The following is an 18,480-nucleotide window of genomic DNA, read 5'->3' on the forward strand; positions in this document are numbered from 1 at the left end:
TCAGAGCCTCTTTTGAATAAGGATTTCGATGCGGCGGTTGGCGGCCCGACCCTCGCGGCTGTCATTTCCGGCAAGCGGCTGTGTCGCCGCGCGTCCTTGCGATTTCAGCTGTCCGGTCGGCACGCCGGAGGCGGCCAACAATGAGGCAATCGTTGCAGCGCGGGCCTCGGAGAGGCGTTGGTTATTGGACAGTGGATTGCTCGCTTGCAACGGGACATTGTCAGTATGCCCGGTGATGGTAATGCCGCCGATCAGCTCCGCATTTTGCTTGAGAACCGCTGCGATGGAAGCAACAAGCGGTTCAAAGCTCTTCGTCAATTCGGGTCTAGCGGACTGGAAGAGCTCCGGTGTGCTTGACTGCAAAAGAAGCGTGACCGACGAGGCGTTTTCATTTCCTTTCAGTGCCGGCAGCAGGGAGGCGGGCGCTGCGGCGCGAAATTCCGGCAGCAATTGGAAAATAACGGGCTCCACGGGTGATGCGTTCGGCGGTGGTGTCCGCTTCTCGGGGCGGTATATTTCCGCCCGCTCAGGTGGCGGCAGTGCCCGAACCAGCGTTGCGAGTTCCTCCGCCTTGGTATCGAGCCGCATCGACAGCAACATGTAAATTGCCGTCGACAGCGCTGCAGCAACGACGGCAAGGACCCAGATCGGCACGGCAAAACGGGATGGCTCGTCAGCCGCCGCAACTCCCTCCCATCTGGGCGAGAGCGGTGCAGCTTCAGCATCGGCGTCACGCAGAAACCGAGCCGCGGCGGCGCGAACGGCGCTGATCGAGCGGTCGCCGGCACGGCCAGGCACACGGTACTTGCCGCGAAAACCAAGCGCCAGGCAGAAATAATAAAGCTCGAGCAATTCCTGATCACGACCGGGATGGCGTTCCAATTCTTCCAACCGGGCAAAAAATTGCGCTCCGGCATCGACATCGCCGCGGAGCATGACGACCAGCGGCTGGCGCGGCCATGCGCTTGCTCCACCCCAGGGCGTGTTCAGCGCCAGATCGTCGAGCAGCGAGGCGACAGCCCAGGCAGCGGAGTCCGCCCGCGCAAGCGCCGAACCGGAGGCTACCGCAGCGTCGCGGGCCGCAACAAGCTCTTCCATCAGTCTCGTTCGCAGCACTTCTGGATCGCTCGGTGGCAACGCGCTTTCGAGTTCCGGTGCAAATTCCAGCAATTTGGCAAAAGCACTGATCAGTCTGTTTGGATGAGAGCGCGCCCTTCTTGCCAGGGTTCCGGCAGCAGGGACCTGTCTTGCGCTCGCCGAGGGCGCCGGGCGGATGCGTGTACGACCCTTATCGCCCGAAAGACCGAATGGATCCTCACTTGCCATGGCGCTACCTGTTAACCGAATAGCAATCGACCTGCGGTTCGCTGGGCAAAACGCCCGACACGCCGATCACGAAGCCGGGCGAACGCAGAAGAGATTCCCAATGCTCGCTGCGCTGATCGAGTTCCAGGCATAGACGGTCACCGTCATAGGGGATCTCTCGGGGCTGCGAATGAAGCGGCTTCAGGCGGATCCCCGGCAGTCGTGACTTCCACAGCGCCTCGAATTCGTCGGCAGCACCTACCGTCACCTGATCGACGAAGATTTTGCGCAGCGCGTCCTCGGACATGTCACATCCGACCCGCACGACAATGCGGCTGGCGGTCAGCAATTCGGGATTGTCGACCCGAACCTTCCAGACGTTGGTCGCGTGTTTGAGCACCGGCAATGCCCGCGACTTGGGCTCGACATAACGCAGGCTGAGGAGCAGCGAACGCAATGTGTCTGCGAGCGCCGCAAAGGCAGGTCCCGGCGCCATGTGATCATAGGTCGGAAGCTCGGTCAGCCGCCGGGAGCCGGACCCGTAGGTCGCCATTCGCCCCGCAAGCCCGCTCAATTCCAGAAAGAGTTCCGCTGGGTGAAAAACCTCTTGGGGAAGCATGTGGGCCAGCCGCGGACGTGCCGTGTTGGCAAGATCGAGTACCAGCAGATTTTCCACGCTGCGCCCAGCGCCACCGAGAACCATTTTGCCATGTGCATCGGCGATACGGTCGAGTCCGGTTATCACCTCCTGCATCAACTGGCCGTAAAAGGCCACGGCGCCGGTCGTCAGGGCTGGCGGCAGAAAGTTTTCCCCCATCGCGACGCTGCCGTCGGCCAGCAGCCCGTTGACCTTCGCAACCGGCATCGAGGTATAGCCGCCGGTCATCTGCACCGGCGACAGGAGCAGGGCTTGGGGGCGGGCGATCTCGATCTCTTCCGGGTCGGCGCCCCCATGCACGGCGTCACGCACGCGTTCGATCTGCCCCTTATAACGCGCTCCGGTCGGCTCGCTATGAGCGGCATCGAAGCTCGCTCCGCCCGGCGGTTCCAGCGGCAGGGCAAGCTGCACCGCCCCCGCACCCATGTCGCGGGTGATGGTCAATGGAACCGGCGCATCCATCGTCTCGGGAATGGAAAAGGGCGTACCGTCCGGAAAAATGCCGCGCGCCGACAAGACGGCAACGCGGCCTGCTTCAAGCTGTGCGGTGTTCAGCGTAAGGGATCGAAAGCCGAAGGTCTGCAACCTCCCCGCCTGCAGCGCGCCGCGTATCAGGGCCTCGGTATACCGGTCTTGCTGCTGAAAATGCTGCGTCCGAAGGAAGAGCCCCTCGGACCAGAGCACCTTATTCGTGTCCGTCATGCTGGAACGCCCTCCCTTCAGGCGAGCGCGAGCGCCATGCCGCCGCTACTCAATGCTACATTCGCCGTCACCGTCGATTCCGGCCTGATCGGGACGGCCTGCCGCCAGACACGACCGCCGGGGGTCCTGAAAAAGGCGACCACCCCGAGGAACGTGGCTTCCGGCGGGAACGCCACCGTCTTGGTGGCCGATCCGCCGGGAGATACCGTCAACTGGTCGGAGCCGAGGAGGTCTGCCCCGAGTGCGGAGGCAGGGTCGGACTGGAGGGCGAAAATATCGGCAGAATTGAACTTTCCGACGTCCTTGAGCCTGAGAACGAGCACGCTCACCGGGCGATCCCCGCCATCAGCGGCAAGATTCATCCCCGCCTGTCCCGTCGCCTTTACGGTCACGGTCGAGGATTTCGGCGGACCGCTCACGCAGCCGGAAATCAAGCCTGTCGCGCCGAGCATCATCAAGAAACCACGTCGGTGAAGCATTATTCTTTCTCCCTCTCTTCATAGCCGTCCCGGAAATCGCTGCCGATTTCGCCGAGGAAGCGCGTTGATGCGCTCCTGGCTATTTCGCGATAGCGTTTCTCGTAAAGTTCCCAGAGCTTTGCCCGTCGCCCGCCCGCAAGCAGTGCGTCCCAGGCCGATTGAGACTTCAATTCGCTTTCCAGCGCCGCCGGATCGAAGCGCTCCACCATCCTTGCCAGGGCAGCTTGGACGCCGCGCCACGTGCGCACATGATGGTGGGCGAGATCGCGGATGGAGCCGTTGATCGCCGCTTCGGGCGGCAGGAAGCCGGCATTGCGTTGCGTGAGGAACGTCGCGATCACATCGTCGACCGTTGGCATGAATTTGAGAGGGTTGACCTCGGAGGCCCCGACAACAGTCTGTGCGATCCGGGCCTCGCCCTTTTCTTCGGCGCGCTTGCGCAGAAGATGGATTAACCCTTCCAGCATCGTCCGGTATTCCCGACCGAAATTCTCCATTTGGACGACGGGATCGGCAGACGGAAATTCTTCGCCACTGAAGCCCAATCCGCGCAGAAAGGCGTCGCGAAGGTCGGTCTCGCTAGGCACTGACTTCTGTTGCCTCGGCTCCGCCTGTGGTTCCGGATTGGGTTGCGGCCTGATTGGTGGGGTGGCGAGCTCCGGAGCCGGCTGCTCTGCAGCCGTGCCCGGCAGAAAAAGATCCCAGGCACGGTTGTCCTGCCGCTGGGCCGGCAGCGGATCGAGGCTGAACGGATCGTCGAACAGGGGCGCGCTTTTTTGCGATTCCTGCCTGTCGGGATCGGCAAACGGCGCCGCAGCGGGGTGTTCGAACGGGTCAGGCAATCCGGTGGGCCGCCGGGGGGATTCAACCCGCTCGCTGCGTTCGGAGAAGAACGAATCCCGTTCGAAACTGATCGGCGGTGGCGATGTCGGTTGGTCATGCGGGCGCTCTGCCTGCAAGCTTTGCAGCTCGACGCGGACGACATAATTGCCGAGTTGCAGTCGGGCGCCGTCATACAACGGAGCAGAATTTCCCGCTCCAAGTGGTGCGCGCGACCCGTCTATAAAGAGACCGCCGCTTGACGTATCCGTCACCTGGTATCGACCGTGAACGCAAGCAATGGTGCAATGGGCACGGGAAACATACATGTCCGGATCGTCGAGCCGCCAGTCGGCGTCTGCGCTGCGGCCGATGACGAGTTCGCCCTCGACGAGACGCATCTGGCGCACGGCCTGGGGCCTGGGGGACTGTTCGAGGGTAAGGATCAAGGCCATGCTGCGGCCTCCGCAATCTCAGGACGAAAACCAACGAGGGTGCGCATGCACAAATCGGCTGCGTCGCCTCGATCCGGTTTCGGAGCAAGCCAGGCGATATGCCCGAGCCGCGCTTTTCCCAGCTGCGCTGCAGGAACCTCGTCTCGTCTGAGCACGAGCCTGACATCCACATCGAGCCCGTTTCCCACCAGATCGCGGAGTGCCGTTTGCAAAGTTGTACGCCGTTCGCTGCCGGGCAGAAAGGCTGCGTAGTCACCAAGCGTCAATGGTCCGACGGAGAGTTCGATCCTCTGCTGTCGCTGGAATGTTCTCGGCCCGATCGTGGCGCTTCTGCAGAGCTGTGCGTAGCCGCCGGCAAGGCGGGACTGGATCCTTTGCGGTATGTCCATCCAGACACCGACAAATTCCCGAAGCCTGAAGGGAACCTTGAAATGATCGCCAAGAAACTGCGTGAGCCTTTCAGGCCCATCGACCTGATGAGCAAGGGCTGCGGCGTGAGCAAGCTTCGTCATGTCGATCGCGGTCGGCTGACGATCTGTCCTGCCTCGCAGGCCGATCCCCGCCATGGCCGAGGCCATGGCCCGAATGCGACCGCCCTCGGCGCGCTCGATCTGAACGGCCGGGTGCGCATCCGCCCACGCCCGATAGAAAAGCGCGATCATGCGATGTTGAAGCACATTGACGAAGTCGACGAACGTGGTGTCGCTGACCTCGCGCATGTCGGCACCGGCAAACCAGCGCTGCGACAGGCGATCCAGCACCCAGCGCGTCAGATAAAGCGGCATCGGACCTTCTGGGCCGAGCAAACCGATCGTGGCCACCGTTACCCGGGCGGGCGCTGTTTCGGTGGAAGGCTCGAGCTTTGCGATGTCCTGCACGGCAAAACCCAGCCGTATGTGCTGCCCGAGCCTGGCTGGTTCCCGATGCGGCGGGCCTGCCTGCCCGAAGATACTGTCTGCATTTTCGAGCCGCCGCAGGAGCTCAAAAAAGTCGAACTGCTCGGCGGATCGGACGGCGTCATTCTTCAGATCAGGAAGCGGTTGCCCGGCGTTATCGGCCATAGCACATCCTCCTGTTTCTGCAGGATCCGCGCTCTTGTCCGCACGAATCCGTTAATCGCCGCGTAGCGGGCAAAAAGCCTCGAGAGCAGCGCCGTAAGTAACAAACTGCTATGCCCGGCAAGCACCGACTGGTCGACATGGAGCGTGATGTCGCTGCCGCGGGCAAAGCACATCGGCCCAGCGATCGGCAGGCGCTCGATGAGAGGTCGGGCCTCGACTCGCGCAATGGCGCGTACATGTCGCGAGACGCTTGGATCCCCCCGCTGCGCATAAAGATCGAGCAGGGCGTGAAGAGGGTCGACCCCGCGGCCGTCCTCCGCCAGGCTGAGAAAGTTCAGCGATAACTGAGCGATAAAGCGCCATGCGAGTTCATCGGCTCTTGAGGCTTCGACGGCGCCGGCCGGAAGCGTTGCCGGAATGGCAGGCCAGGGCTGGCGCAGCGCGCCAAGCAATTGCACAGTCTCGACAGGATCGCCGCTTTCGAGCGTAAGGGAGGGCGTGTCGTCCAGTATCGGCAGGTCCCTGTTGGTGCACAGGGCCGTCACTTCAACCCGCTTGAGCACTCGCCCCGCTTTCGACTGCGCCGGGCGTGAGAGCGTGATGAAAATATCGTCTCCGACATAGGATGTGCGGGTTTGTCCCTGACGAAGCTCGTCCTCGCTCGGACGCCGTGGGCGGCGTTCTGTAAAATAGACCCAACCGTTGGTGCGGTTCTGTCCGAGACTGAAAAGTGCTGGTATCTCGGCATCAGAACCTTCGGCATCGGCGTCTTCCACACGCACAGCGCGATAGATTTCGAAATCGCGCGGCCGAGTCCGATCCGCGTGGAGGACCTGCCGGGTCCGCCGCGCATCGAGCTCAATGACGCTGCAAGAGCGCTCGAACAGATTGATGATCGGCGTTGCGAAAAGCTCCAGATCCTTCGCGGTGAGGCCGGCAAGCTCCGGAACTGGCCGGCGAAGCAGGAAGACCAATTCCAGCCTCTCGCCGCAACGGCGAACGACCGGCCGCATCCCCGTCACACGCGCATAGTGAAAGCGCTCCGGGGCGATAAAATATTCGCGCAGGAGCCGGTAGCCCTCAAAAGTTTGGCGGGTGCGAGGCATGAGCGCCTCGTCGTCCGATATGCCGACCATCTCGGGCGCGGGCAGCGGGTTCAAGGGATTGTCGCGCCCTTCCGGGCGCGCGCCCACGCCACCGCAGGCGCCAAATAGCGTATCGAAGAGCAACGGCGCCTTGCTCTTTTCACTGAAATAAAAGTCCAGACGATCGAGCGACAAGTCTGCCAGCTTGCCCTTGCCGGTTCGATTGATGGTGATGCTCAATCCGGAGGCGCCGGCAACCCCGTCAATGGCGCCGATCCCCGCCGCCGCGAGTGCGCTTCGGTCCTGTATGTAGGTCACGGAGCTGATCGCAAGCGGCCAGAGCGTCACGTCCTGGACTGTGGTGAAGATGGACCTTGTCGAAATTCCAGGTCTAACGCTCGAAACGAGCCGTGTTCCCCGCTTCAAAAGGTGACCGGCAAGCATGGTTTGAACTTGCTGGCCGGGCTTCAGCACGACCATGGCCGTCGCCGGCGTCGGCGAGACGAGGTCGGGATAGAAGTTTTCAAGCACGCTGCGGACATAGCGCGTGCTTTCGGCATCCACCTTCTGGCGGGTGCGGGCGGCCAGAAATGCGACGCCGTCAAGAAGCCGTTCGACAAAGGGGTCGGGACACGGGATGCTGTCCAGAGAAAGGTTGCGCGCGATCGCGGGGTGCATATGGGCAAACTCGGCGGCAAGCGCGCGAATATGGGTGAGTTCCTCCTCATAATATTCAAGGAAGACCCGATCCATTTCAGGTGTCCTTCAACTCGGTTCTCGCCGAGCCGTTGTCGAGATCGAGAATGGTGCGGATACGCAGCCGTTCTGGCGCCGGCGTCGTCAGGAGCAGCGCGTCGATATCGATCCTGAGGCCGATCGACTTGTCGCCAAGGCTGACGGTTACCTTGGTTGCGCCTTCCTTCAGCCGGGGCTCGAAGGCCGCAAGCACTTGTGCGATCTCCTTGGCGAGTTCCTCACGGTCGAAGTCACGCGATGAGCGGCCCGAAAATGGCGGCACCCCGTAGTTTACCACACTGCGGCGCACCAGCGGAAAATCCTCGAGCGAGGGAGGGTTGTCGCCAGCCAGTTCTGCCTCGGCATCGGTCAAAAGGGGCGAGGATTCGAAACGTTGCACATTGAAAAGTGCCTCGATGTCGCGCCGCACCGCCTCACGAAGCACATCGCTGGAAACGACCACGCCGCGACTTTCCAATTCCATGCGACGACGTTCCAGGGAAAGCAGACGATGGATGTTCTTTTTCTGCTCGATACTGAGATCCGGTGCAGCCTCTATTTGCCCGACGCCGCCGGCCGCCATCGCGTCCAGCCGCTCTGCGTCTATCTCGCTTTGCAACATCTGCCGGAGATCTTTGATCTCGGAGCCGAGCCCCGGCAGGTCATTGACCAGGCGATCCCACAAGGATGGCTGGATCGTTTCGCGGGTTGCGCGCTGGTGCCCGCCAAGCGGTCTCGACTCCCTTCCAACTTCTCTTCGCCAGCCGTCACTTGCCGACATAGACATCCATTTCGACCTCGTCCTTGTCGTCGTAGTTGAAGGTGATGTTCTTGTAGGCGAAGCCGACGCGCTCCTCGATGAGATCGGGTTCCTCCTCACTTGGCTTCATATTGTACTGGGTGACCGAAGCGTCCTTAAGCGTAACGACCAGATAATCGCTCGTCTCGCCTTCGATCGTTCTGCGCGCGGAGAACTTGACCTCGCCGAGAAGCGTGTTGTCGAACAGCGCCTTCTTCAGATAGGGCGAGGATTTGTCATAGTGCTTGATGAAAGTGATCATGCCCAGACTGACGCGGCCCCGTCGCGAGAGCGAATTGGGATCGTAGGGGGCGACCATCTCAAACTCCACGCCGTGGATTTCGATCTCGTCTTCGTGGCCATCGCGAACGCTCGGTCCCGTGATATCCGGCACCTTGAGAAAACCGTCAATTTTCATGAATAACCTCCCTTGTGAATTCAGGTCTTCGTCGACGGCAGCTCCGATACGAGACGCAGTGACGCATTGATGCCTTCCAACTGATAATGGGGGCGCAGATAAAACCGGGCATTATACCATCCCGGGCGGCCTTCGACGCTGTCGACCTGAACCTCGGCCGCAGCCAGCGGCCGTTTGGCGCGGGCCTTGTCGTCGGCAAAGGCAGGGTTGGCAAGAACGTAGCGATTGATCCATTCCGTCAGCCAGATCTGCATGTCGGACCGCTCCTTGAACGAACCGATCTTGTCGCGGGCGATTGCCTTCAGGTAATGGGCGAAACGCGAAACCGGGAAAAGATACGGCAGATTTGCGCTCAGGCGCTCATTGGCCTGTGCATCCGGATCGACCAGGCGCCCGGCGCGCGTCTCGTCATCCTGTAGCGAGTGCGCACCGATGAAGGCTGCGATATCTGTGTTCTTGCGATGCAAGATCGGCATGAGCCCAAGCTTGGCAAGCTCTGCCTCGCGGCGATCGTCGATGGCGACCTCCGTCGGGCATTTCATCGCGACGGTACCATCGTCGGTCGGGAAATTGTGGACTGGAAGATTAATGACCGCTCCGCCGTTCTCGACGCCGCGAATTTGCGTGCCCCAGCCAAACAGCTTGTGGCTTCGATTGATATTGACCCCCATCGGGAAGGCGGCATTCATCCACACGTAGCGATGATGATCGCCCTGGACCTCCTCCTCGAAGGCGAAGCCCTTTACCGGAATGGTTTCCGCGCCGTAGGGCAGGCGCGCAAGGACCCGGGGCATCGTCAGACCGATGTAGCGCGCATCCTCGCTCTCTCGCAGCGACTGCCAGGACGCGTAGGCGGGCGACGAGACAATCTGTTGCAGGTCCTGGGGGTTTGGCAGTTCCTGCCAGCTTTCCATGCGGAAGAGTCGCGGGGCGGCGGCTGCAATGAAGGGCGTGTGCGCCGACGCGCAGATGCCGGACATGTTGCGAAGAAGAGCGACGTCCTTCGGGTGGTTGGAGAACTCGTAGGCACCGATCAGGCAGCCGTACGGGCTGCCGCCAAGCATCGAATATTCGTCCGTATAGACTTTCTTGAATATGGGACTTTGGTCCCACATCTGGCCCTCGTAGTCTTCGAGCGTGTCGGCCAGGGCTTCCTTTGAGATATTCATGACGCGGATCTTCAGCTTCTGATCCGTCTCGGTATTGTTGACGAGATACCACAAACCGCGCCATGTCCCCTCGAGCTGCAGCACTTCGGGCGCATGGAGAACCTCGTTGACCTGCTCGGTCAGAAGCTTGTCGATGCCGGAGATCAGGGATTTGATCGACTTGATCGCATTCGAGGAAATTGTCGTCGACTGCGAGCGGGCGCGCGCTGCAAGCGCGAGATTCTGCACCAGGGTTTGCAGCTTGTCGCTGTCATCCTTCTTGACCTTGAAGTCCTTTTCAAGAAGGTCGCTGAATTCCTGAAGATCGACGCCTTCGGCTTCCTTGACGTCGACAGCGGCGGTTCTTTCCTGTTCGGCCATGGTTTAGCCCTCCGACTTGCTGCCATCATCAATCGCCTGGTCGGCGATTTTTGCTAAAAGCGGCTCGTTGTTCAAAAGCTGGGCGATACGCTTTTCGGCGTCGACGCGGCCATCCATGAAGCCCAGCAATTCCTCAAGCTGGCGGCGCATCTTCAACAGTTCGGCGAGCTGCGGAACCTGTTCGGCAATCCGGTCCGGAGCGAAGTCGCCCATGCTGGTAAAGGTCAGGTCGACGGCAAGTTCCTCGTCCCGCTCTTCGCCTGGCGGTTGGGGAAGCGTGTTCTTGACCCGTGCCTTGACCCGCGGGCTCAGCGCCTCCATGAAGCGACCGAACCGGTTAGCGTCGGTTTCGACAAAGGTCCGGTCCCGCACGGATTTGAGAGCCTCAGGCGTTTCGGACGCGCCGGCAAGATCTGCCATCACCCCCATCACGAACGGCAATTCGATCGTGGTCGGGCTGCCATATGTTTCCACTTCATAGGCGATCTGGACGCGAGGCGCCCTGTTGCGTTCAATTACCTTCGCCTTAGTTTCGCTCATTGCTGGTCACCTTTTGTCCCAGGGGCAGGTTTCTTGCTTTCCGAAACGCCGGCCAGAAGCCGGAATTCTTTCAGCCCGGAAGGCGCAAGGTCCTCCATGAGCTCGAGAAAATCCATCGGCACCATGCGCTTGATCCTGCGGGCCAGATGGGGAATGGGGCTTGATGGCTCCGTACGGTCGTAAAAGGCGATGATGAGGTCGATGCAGCGCGTGACTTCGTCTCTCGAGCTCAGACGCGAGGGGAAGACCGTCGCCGGCCCGCTCGGGGCCCGGTCTGGCGCAGCGCTGGTGGCAGCAGCTGGCGCAGGTTCGCCGCCGGCCGTGTCCTCCTTCGGGCTCTCCTGTTGCGCGTGACGATTGGCACGCTCCAGGGTCGCCGCCACGCGTTGCAGAAACCGGCTCAGATCTGGCAGGGTAACGCGCAAATCGCCGCCGATCTGCAGGTTGAGCGACTGTTCGGCCGCCTCCAGAGCTGCAGCGGCAGCCCGTGCATCGGCGGCCAGCGCCGCTGCTTCATCAGGGGCCTGTTCGGCAAATGCCGCGCAACCGAACCGCACGCGATTGACCAATTGATCATGTTCGCTGACCAGCGAAGCCTTCTCGGCCGCACTCAGACCAGGCGCCGCTTCGTTAAGAACGGTGCGGCTGTCGACCGACCCCCGCTCCAGATCGCGTCCCGTCACCGGACCAGCGCCACGAGGCGTAAAGAACGTCATTTTGCGCAGATCGCCGAGCAGACCATCCTTGTCATTTTGAAGCTGGATGAGTGCGTTGATGCGGCGAATAGCGGCCTCGCGGGGAGGCAGGCCGTCGCGAAGCTCCGGATGCATCGTCTGCCAATGCATGTCGAAGGTTTGGCCGATCAGGTTCAATCCCTCGGCGAGGCCTGCCAGTCCTCGCTCATTTGCAAGGGCACGCGTTACGATCACAAGCAGCCTGAGGTCGCGCCCGTGCGCCCGCAGCTCCTCAGATTTGCGTAGCACGATCGACCAGTCGACCGGCACTTCCGTTCGTGCGACGGGGTTGTTGCGCTCGTCTCGGCTGATTTCGATCTGGGGCTGCACGAGACGTTCGAGCTCGTGGAATCGTCCGTCGTTCCGTAGGCTTTCGCCGGACGGGTTGTCACCGTTTATCGGATTCAACCAGAGCGCAGAGTCGAACAACAGATCCCCCGCTTTACCGAATATTCTTCTCCAGATCCTGTTTTAGCATATATTTTTGCTCTGTACTAATGCCACTTATCGACGAGTGGGAACTAATTCCGAGTGTCGATCAATCGGGTCGTAGTCGACAGGACCGAAACCTTCCCGCTGGCAATAACTGCATGTAAATCCTCGGCAAAGGACTTGGTGGATTCAGTTGTCGGGCGAAGTTGCGCAAACAGAGGACGGTCGGTCTGCATCGCGATTATCAGACTTCTGCCGAACGTGTTGTCGACCGCGAAGGAAAGCTTTGCGGGATCGGTCGCTCCATCTGCGGTGGAGTAGGCGACACGGATGGTACGCATGCCATCGGACACCGTCCCGAGACCGGCAAGAGCGTTGTCAGGGCGCTTGATATTGGGAAGGACGTTGAACAGATTGCCGGTGACGTCGGCGATCGCCACCCAGAGGTAGCCGTCCTTGATCGTTGCTGGAGCCAGCACATCGATGACCGGATTGTCGCCGACCGAGTAGACGCCAGACATGTTCGGTTCGGATTTGTCCCCATAACCGAGCACGATCGCCATGGGCCCTTGCGGCACGTCGGGCAACAATGACTGGACGACGCACAACTGATTATTGAGCACTGTCGTATCAAATCGCAGATCGCGATCACCCAGACGCGGTGCGAGCGCTTGCCGGAGCGCTTCGATATCGCCGCTCGCGGCGACGTTTCCCCGAATGGCGACCGTCGACCCAAGAGGGAAGTTCGCCCCCTCCGGCGCCTGGACGACAAGCGGGCCACAAGTCTCCAATGGTGCGATGGCCGATTTCAACTGGTCAGGCGTCAGGCTTCTCGGTCCTGCGGCGATCCGCACGACAGGCTGGTAGCCGGCGGCCCTGCTCGCCTCGTTGAACCGGCTGACGACAGTATCACGCGCTGACGTGTCGGGAGCAAGGCCGGTGAGGCGAACGGTGCGGTCCGTGACATCAAGCCTCCACTCGTCCAGCCCGTCGGCGGCGGCAAAAAAGCTGTCGATGTCCTGTGCCCAGCGCTCGGAAGGTTCCCCCTTCGCAAGTGCAAGCGCATCCTTGGGTGCCGGCAGCCCGGCTGCGCGCGTAAAAGCCGCCAATATCGCCTGTTGCTGGTCGGCATCGGGAGCAAATCCGGACAAGGTCGCCTGATGCTGTCCGTCGAGCCCGGCGCTGAGTTTATACGGCGCCTCGACCGGCAGGGTTTTCACAAACAGGCTGTCACCAAAGCCGGCAAACCAAAGCCCCGCGATTGCCGCTACCGCAGCAACGACGACGATCGCCGGCCAGGACCGCCAGCCGAACCTGTCGCCACGCCCGCCTTCTTGCCGGCCGCCGCGATCGGTCCGCAACAGCTCCGCCACCTGCTTGACGACGGCGGCAGCCGTCGGCGGGCGTCGCGAAGGATCAGGTTGGGTGAGATCGTCGATCAAGGCCTTGAGCGGCTCCGGAACGCCCGCTGTGTCCAGCCGGCGTTCCTTGTAGCGGATAACCTCACCGGGACTTGTTCCCACATCGGGAACTTTTCCCCGAAAAGTAGCGAGCAAGGATGCGCCCAGGGCATAAAGGTCGGATCGAGGCTCGGCCTGCCCGTGCAATTGTTCGGGCGCTGCATATTCGTACTTGCCGGCAAACTCTTTGCCGACGATTGTGCGTGCGCCCGTCTTGCTGTCCTTGGCAATGCCGAAGTCGATGATGACGGCCTCCTCCGGCCGGCCGCTGCGCAAGATGATGTTGTCGGGCGACAGATCGCGATGGACGATTTTGCGTTCGTGCGTCGCTACCAATCCCTCGGCCACTCTTTGGGCCACGACCAGCAGGTCTCTTGAAGAAATCCCGCCCCGCTCGAGATAATCGTTGAGTGGCGTACCTGCGACGTAATCCATGACCAGATAGACGTAACCCTCGGCTGTCTGGCTGCAGTCGGTATAACGCACGACCGCGTCATGCGAGATGCCGCGCATCTCCTCTTCCCGCTTCATCAATTCCAGATAGCCGGCATCGGCGGACAGCTCCCGCTTGAGTGCCTTAAGCGCCACGACCCGGCCGGTGATCTTGTTGCTGGCGCGGTAGACTTCGCCCGTTCCGCCGCGGCCAAGCACACCCTCGATCTCGTAGGTATTGTTGAGTACCTGGTTCTTGCGGAAGATGTCACCGGGCAATGGGTCGATCATCTGGTAACTCCAAACCACGCCGTCACTATTCATCAAAGACATGCGGTTCGAATATTTGTCAAGAACACTATAATGTGGCAGTTTGCCATTGAGATTTGAAGACTAGGCTCGTTCATTCGAGAGCACGTGGGCAGGAGCCCGACCGGCATGCAACAGAACATGTCTTCTCACAGCTTCAAACGTAAAGAACTGATCGGCAAGCTCGACCCTATATGCCTGCGTGCATTCAAGGCGGCAGCCGACGCCGCCAAGCTTCGGGGCAATCCCTATGTCGAACTCGTCCATTGGATCGAGCAACTGGCGCTCGTCGACCGCGCGGATTTCCAGCTGATCCTCGCCGATGCTGGCGTGGACCTCGGCCGCCTCGCGGCCGACATGGCACGGTCGATCGACAAACTGCCCTATGGCGCGACGTCCATAGAAGAGTTTTCAGATCACATATTTCACGCTGTCCAGGAAGCCTGGAGTCTCGCAAGCCTTCAATTCGGCTCGGAAGAGGTGCGCGGCGCTTACGTCCTTCTCGCCTGTAGAAAGGTGCCGGTGCTTGATGGCTTGCTGTTGAAGATCAGCGGTGAGTTCGACCGGATCGAAGCTGATTCCGTCCTTGCTCGCCTGGACGACGTACTCTCTCAATCGCTTGAAAATCGCGGCGGACGCGACGCTGGGCAACCGGTGCGCAAGGAACGACCGGCTGCCGGCGATTCCGCGTTGGCGAAATATGCGACTGATCTGACCAGGCGTGCTCGAGAAGGGAAGATCGATCCGGTTGTGGGTCGCGACCCGGAAATTCGCCAGATCGTCGATATTCTCATGCGCCGACGGCAGAACAACCCGATCCTGACGGGCGAGGCCGGGGTCGGCAAGACGGCAGTCGTTGAAGGCTTCGCGCTTCGCCTCGCGGTAGAAGACGTGCCGCCGCCACTCAAAGGGGTCGCGCTCCACATGCTGGATGTTGGCTTGATGCAGGCCGGAGCGAGCGTCAAAGGTGAGTTTGAAAAACGCCTCAAGACGGTCATCGACGAGGTTCAGGCATCGGAAACGCCGATCATCCTCTTCATCGACGAAGCACATACACTGATCGGAGCGGGCGGGGCTGCGGGAACGGGGGACGCCGCAAATCTTTTGAAGCCAGCATTGGCGCGCGGCGAGCTACGCACGATCGCGGCAACGACATGGGCGGAGTACAAACAGCATATCGAGAAAGACCCGGCGCTGACCCGGCGCTTCCAGGTCGTCAAGATTGAGGAACCCAGCGAAGAAGACGCCATTCTGATGCTTCGCGGCGTGGCGGGAATCCTCGAGAAACACCATCAGGTGCAGATCCTCGACGAGGCGATCGAAACGGCGGTCGGCCTTTCACATCGTTACATTCCCGCCCGCCAGTTGCCCGACAAGGCAGTCAGCTTGCTCGATACAGCTTGCGCCCGCGTGGCGGTATCACAGCACGCAACGCCGGCCGAGGTTGAAGATCTACTGCGGCGCAAACAGTCTCTCGAGATCGAGCAGGGGATCATCGGCCGCGAAAAGTCCATCGGCATTGAGGTTGCAGACCGTCAAGCTAAGGTCGACAACGCCCTTGGCGCGGCGGAGAAGGCCCTTGCCGGGGCGCGAGCTCGCTGGGAAGAGGAACGGTCGATGGTGTCTGACATTCTCGACCTGCGGGCCAGGCTGCGCAGCGAGGGAGTTGGCCTGGATGCGGCGTTGTCGCAACAGGGCGATACCGCGACCGTTGCCACGGCCCCCGACCGAAATCTCTCAGCGCCCAGCGAAGACGAAGAAGAAGCTCCCGACGGAAATGCTGATCTTTCGCGCCTAAGGGCACTTACCTACGAACTTGCCGAGATGCAGGGCGAAACGCCATTGATGTTGCTGTCGGTAGACCGCAACGCGGTCGCCTCGGTGGTCCAGGACTGGACAGGTATTCCCGTCGGGCGAATGCTCGCCGGTCAGACTGAAAGGGCGCTCAAGCTCGCCGGAATTCTGGGCGAACGCGTTGTCGGTCAGGACCTTGCCATGGAAGCGATCGCACGTCGGGTACGGACCAGCCGCGCAGGACTTGGGTCGCCCGAAAAGCCGGTCGGCGTCTTCCTGCTCTGTGGACCGTCCGGTGTCGGTAAGACGGAAACGGCGCTCGCCCTTGCCGAGGCATTGTACGGCGGCGAACAGAACCTGATCTCCATCAACATGTCGGAATTTCAGGAGGCCCATACGGTTTCTACGCTGAAGGGAGCACCCCCCGGCTATGTCGGCTACGGCAAGGGAGGTATTCTGACCGAGGCCGTTCGACGCAGGCCCTATTCCGTTATTTTGCTCGACGAGGTCGAAAAAGCGCATCCCGATGTCCATGAGATTTTCTTTCAGGTCTTCGACAAAGGGATGATGGACGACAGCGAGGGTCGACGGATTGATTTTAGAAATACACTCATATTGCTGACCTCCAACGTCGGTTCGGATGTCATCATGAGGCTGACCGGCAACGGGCTCTCCCGCACGCCGCCCGAAGAACTCGAAGCCGCGTTGCGGACACCGTTGCTGCAGGTGTTCCCGGCCGCCTTCCTCGGGCGCGTCATCGTCGTGCCCTATTATCCCCTCTCGGATTCGATGATCGAAGCAATCGCGCAGGCAAATTTTGCGAAGATCGCCGAGCGACTGCGTACGAGCCATAACGCCGAACTGGTCATAGGTGAGGGCGTTATCGACTTGATCAAGGCGCGCTGCACCGAAGTGGAGTCGGGCGGTCGCATGATCGATGCGATCTTGACCAACACGCTTCTGCCGGCCCTCAGCACCGGCATATTGAACTGGGCGCTGGACGGCAAACGCTTGACGAAGGCGACGGTCGGAGCGTCTGCGGACGGCTTCACCTACGCCTTCGAATAGCGATTAGATCGCATTTTGCAGCTGTTATACGCGTTTAGCTGACTGCCTGGAATTCGACGCGTCGGTTCTCGTCAGCTCTCGGTTTTTGTGGATCGAGCAGAAACTGCTCGCCAACGCCAACAGCCTCGAGCCGTTCACGAGGAATTTGGCAATCCTCTGTGAAGAAGCGGGCCACCTCCCTTGCACGCAGCGTCGAGAGATTTTGGTTGTACCTCGCTCCGCCGGAGGCATCGGTATGACCGACAATGCGAATGAGCTTGATATCCATTTCTTTCACCACACTGCAGAGCTTCTGCAGCATCGGCTTCTCCTTGGGTGCGATGGCAGAGGAATCGAAGGCAAACTGCACGCGGTAGTTAACCTGATCATCGTCAGGCAGCTTCCAGTATGTCTGCGGTGTTGTTATCGTCGCTGCTGCAGTTGTTGGTGAAGTCTCCACCGGCCCCTGTCCGGGAGTCGGGCCGGCCTCGACTGTTGCCTGCTTAGCCACATTTGCCGAAGCGCCCGGGTTGCTACTCGCTTGAGTAGAGCCGATCTTGGCCGGCGGGGTCTCGGGCGTAGCGATCGGCACTGGCGTTGCCTCGGGCGCAGGCCCGGAATTGGTCAGCACGAGGCCGCGGGACGGCCCGAGCTTGGCCGCCTTGAACAATTCCATTTGCCTCTGGAAACGTTCCTTGAGCGCCGTCTCGTTTAGTTCCTGTGCACGCAATTCACTTTGTAACGTGAAGAATAAAGCGAGAGACACCAGCAGCTTCAAAGTCAGCAGGCGCTTCATTTTAGGTTCCTCTCGGCAAAAATGTTTCGCCTGGCCAAAAAATTACTATAGGATGACCGTGGGTGCAACCGCTTCCGTGGCGGCCCTCAGGGCGGAGCGAATGATGAGGTTCTTCCGGTCATGACCCCGGAGTATCCCGATAGTCCCTCGACGCGGGTCCCGAGCTGGCCGCGCAGGCCGAATGGGGCCGGGCTCAGCCACACCGGTCATGTTCGCAACCGCAACGAGGACGCAATACTCATAGATCCCACAGGCGCGCTTTGGGCGGTTGCCGACGGAATGGGCGGTTATGGCCACGGCGACGTCGCGGCAGGCCTGGTGATCGAGCATCTAGCCCTGCTTCCCCATGATCCAATTTCGAGCGCCGATCTGGTGGGCGCGCTCGAAGCAGCCAATTCCGCCATTCGGCGATGGGCAACCTCGGCCGACGTGGCGCAGATGGGTGCAACCGTGGTGGCTGCGCTTCTGCACGGAGGCACTATTTCGCTTGCATGGGCTGGCGATAGCCGGGCCTACCGCTGGCGCGATCGTGAATTACAGCAGCTGACGCGCGACCATTCGGTCGTGCAGGAGCTTCTCGACGATGGGCGCCTTTCTCCCGCGGCGGCCTGGCAGCACCCGCAAGCGCATGTTGTAACACGCGCGATTGGAGCGTCCGATCATCTTGTCGTCGAAACCACGGAAGTGTCGTTTTGCCCGGGTGATGTCTTCATTCTTTGCTCTGACGGGCTAACCGACTGTGTGGCGGACGCCGAGATCGCTGCCCTTATGGATGCCGTTTCCACGCCGGCAGTCGCCTGTCAGCGATTGATCGGCGCTGCTCTCGATAACGGTGCCCCCGACAACGTCTCAGTGATTGTCGTCCAGATTGATGGAGCTGCGGTATCTTGA

Annotated in this window: 15 protein-coding genes; 2 read left to right on the forward strand and 13 right to left on the reverse strand. The window is 60.9% G+C overall.

What is annotated here, in order from left to right:
* The 12 genes from icmH to C4N04_RS27130 form a co-directional block, all read right to left on the reverse strand.
* Positions 1 to 1,326, reverse strand: coding sequence for a type IVB secretion system protein IcmH/DotU (gene icmH, locus C4N04_RS27075; RefSeq protein ID WP_077988883.1), 1,326 nt, complete (start codon positions 1,324 to 1,326; stop codon positions 1 to 3).
* A 4-nt stretch (positions 1,327 to 1,330) separates the two neighbouring features.
* Entirely contained in the window at positions 1,331 to 2,665 is a 1,335-nt protein-coding gene (gene tssK / locus C4N04_RS27080; protein WP_106797486.1) for a type VI secretion system baseplate subunit TssK, read from the reverse strand.
* A 17-nt stretch (positions 2,666 to 2,682) separates the two neighbouring features.
* Positions 2,683 to 3,144, reverse strand: coding sequence for a type VI secretion system lipoprotein TssJ (gene tssJ / locus C4N04_RS27085; protein ID WP_096771212.1), 462 nt, complete (start codon positions 3,142 to 3,144; stop codon positions 2,683 to 2,685).
* Positions 3,144 to 4,418, reverse strand: coding sequence for a type VI secretion system-associated FHA domain protein TagH (tagH, locus tag C4N04_RS27090; protein WP_106797487.1), 1,275 nt, complete (start codon positions 4,416 to 4,418; stop codon positions 3,144 to 3,146). Before tagH ends, tssJ begins: the two co-directional genes overlap by 1 nt.
* On the reverse strand, positions 4,409 to 5,479 hold the full coding sequence (tssG, locus tag C4N04_RS27095; RefSeq protein ID WP_106797488.1) for a type VI secretion system baseplate subunit TssG: 1,071 nt from the start codon (positions 5,477 to 5,479) through the stop codon (positions 4,409 to 4,411). Before tssG ends, tagH begins: the two co-directional genes overlap by 10 nt.
* Positions 5,443 to 7,317: a type VI secretion system baseplate subunit TssF gene (gene tssF / locus C4N04_RS27100; protein ID WP_106797489.1), complete on the reverse strand. Its 1,875-nt coding sequence runs from the start codon at positions 7,315 to 7,317 to the stop codon at positions 5,443 to 5,445. The genes tssG and tssF overlap by 37 nt, the downstream gene beginning before the upstream one ends.
* A gap of 1 nt (position 7,318) precedes the next feature.
* Complete coding sequence (tssE, locus tag C4N04_RS27105) at positions 7,319 to 8,080, reverse strand: type VI secretion system baseplate subunit TssE (RefSeq protein WP_106797490.1); 762 nt, start codon at positions 8,078 to 8,080, stop codon at positions 7,319 to 7,321.
* Positions 8,067 to 8,516 (reverse strand): type VI secretion system tube protein TssD, encoded by a 450-nt coding sequence (gene tssD / locus C4N04_RS27110; RefSeq protein WP_106797491.1) that lies wholly within the window; start codon positions 8,514 to 8,516, stop codon positions 8,067 to 8,069. The genes tssE and tssD overlap by 14 nt, the downstream gene beginning before the upstream one ends.
* Before the next feature lie 20 nt (positions 8,517 to 8,536).
* On the reverse strand, positions 8,537 to 10,045 hold the full coding sequence (gene tssC, locus C4N04_RS27115; RefSeq protein ID WP_040112462.1) for a type VI secretion system contractile sheath large subunit: 1,509 nt from the start codon (positions 10,043 to 10,045) through the stop codon (positions 8,537 to 8,539).
* Between the two features lie 3 nt (positions 10,046 to 10,048).
* Positions 10,049 to 10,585 (reverse strand): type VI secretion system contractile sheath small subunit, encoded by a 537-nt coding sequence (tssB, locus tag C4N04_RS27120; protein WP_009990230.1) that lies wholly within the window; start codon positions 10,583 to 10,585, stop codon positions 10,049 to 10,051.
* Positions 10,582 to 11,748, reverse strand: coding sequence for a type VI secretion system protein TssA (tssA, locus tag C4N04_RS27125; protein WP_106797492.1), 1,167 nt, complete (start codon positions 11,746 to 11,748; stop codon positions 10,582 to 10,584). Before tssA ends, tssB begins: the two co-directional genes overlap by 4 nt.
* Before the next feature lie 92 nt (positions 11,749 to 11,840).
* The gene (locus C4N04_RS27130; RefSeq protein ID WP_077988878.1) at positions 11,841 to 13,934 is read right to left on the reverse strand and encodes a serine/threonine-protein kinase; all 2,094 of its coding nucleotides are present in this window, start codon (positions 13,932 to 13,934) and stop codon (positions 11,841 to 11,843) included.
* A gap of 147 nt (positions 13,935 to 14,081) precedes the next feature.
* On the opposite strand from C4N04_RS27130, the gene tssH reads away from it, so the two are divergent.
* Positions 14,082 to 16,814 (forward strand): type VI secretion system ATPase TssH, encoded by a 2,733-nt coding sequence (gene tssH, locus C4N04_RS27135; protein ID WP_077988877.1) that lies wholly within the window; start codon positions 14,082 to 14,084, stop codon positions 16,812 to 16,814.
* 34 nt (positions 16,815 to 16,848) lie between these two features.
* Here tssH and C4N04_RS27140 read toward each other — a convergent pair whose 3' ends face one another.
* On the reverse strand, positions 16,849 to 17,589 hold the full coding sequence (locus C4N04_RS27140; protein WP_077988876.1) for an OmpA family protein: 741 nt from the start codon (positions 17,587 to 17,589) through the stop codon (positions 16,849 to 16,851).
* A gap of 120 nt (positions 17,590 to 17,709) precedes the next feature.
* Between C4N04_RS27140 and C4N04_RS27145 the strand changes: the two genes are divergently transcribed.
* Entirely contained in the window at positions 17,710 to 18,480 is a 771-nt protein-coding gene (locus C4N04_RS27145; protein ID WP_077988875.1) for a SpoIIE family protein phosphatase, read from the forward strand.

Source organism: Rhizobium sp. H4 (assembly GCF_003013335.1).
GTDB lineage: Bacteria > Pseudomonadota > Alphaproteobacteria > Rhizobiales > Rhizobiaceae > Rhizobium > Rhizobium sophoriradicis.

What these genes read in the sequence shown, in the direction of transcription:
- C4N04_RS27145 (WP_077988875.1), top strand. Translation starts at nt 17,710, where the DNA reads ATGACCCCGGAGTATCCCGATAGTCCCTCGACGCGGGTCCCGAGCTGG.
- tssB (WP_009990230.1), bottom strand. Translation starts at nt 10,585, where the DNA reads ATGAGCGAAACTAAGGCGAAGGTAATTGAACGCAACAGGGCGCCTCGC.
- tssK (WP_106797486.1), bottom strand. Translation starts at nt 2,665, where the DNA reads ATGACGGACACGAATAAGGTGCTCTGGTCCGAGGGGCTCTTCCTTCGG.
- tssH (WP_077988877.1), top strand. Translation starts at nt 14,082, where the DNA reads ATGCAACAGAACATGTCTTCTCACAGCTTCAAACGTAAAGAACTGATC.
- tssJ (WP_096771212.1), bottom strand. Translation starts at nt 3,144, where the DNA reads ATGCTTCACCGACGTGGTTTCTTGATGATGCTCGGCGCGACAGGCTTG.
- tagH (WP_106797487.1), bottom strand. Translation starts at nt 4,418, where the DNA reads ATGGCCTTGATCCTTACCCTCGAACAGTCCCCCAGGCCCCAGGCCGTG.
- tssG (WP_106797488.1), bottom strand. Translation starts at nt 5,479, where the DNA reads ATGGCCGATAACGCCGGGCAACCGCTTCCTGATCTGAAGAATGACGCC.
- tssD (WP_106797491.1), bottom strand. Translation starts at nt 8,516, where the DNA reads ATGAAAATTGACGGTTTTCTCAAGGTGCCGGATATCACGGGACCGAGC.
- tssF (WP_106797489.1), bottom strand. Translation starts at nt 7,317, where the DNA reads ATGGATCGGGTCTTCCTTGAATATTATGAGGAGGAACTCACCCATATT.
- icmH (WP_077988883.1), bottom strand. Translation starts at nt 1,326, where the DNA reads ATGGCAAGTGAGGATCCATTCGGTCTTTCGGGCGATAAGGGTCGTACA.
- C4N04_RS27130 (WP_077988878.1), bottom strand. Translation starts at nt 13,934, where the DNA reads ATGATCGACCCATTGCCCGGTGACATCTTCCGCAAGAACCAGGTACTC.
- tssC (WP_040112462.1), bottom strand. Translation starts at nt 10,045, where the DNA reads ATGGCCGAACAGGAAAGAACCGCCGCTGTCGACGTCAAGGAAGCCGAA.
- C4N04_RS27140 (WP_077988876.1), bottom strand. Translation starts at nt 17,589, where the DNA reads ATGAAGCGCCTGCTGACTTTGAAGCTGCTGGTGTCTCTCGCTTTATTC.
- tssE (WP_106797490.1), bottom strand. Translation starts at nt 8,080, where the DNA reads ATGTCGGCAAGTGACGGCTGGCGAAGAGAAGTTGGAAGGGAGTCGAGA.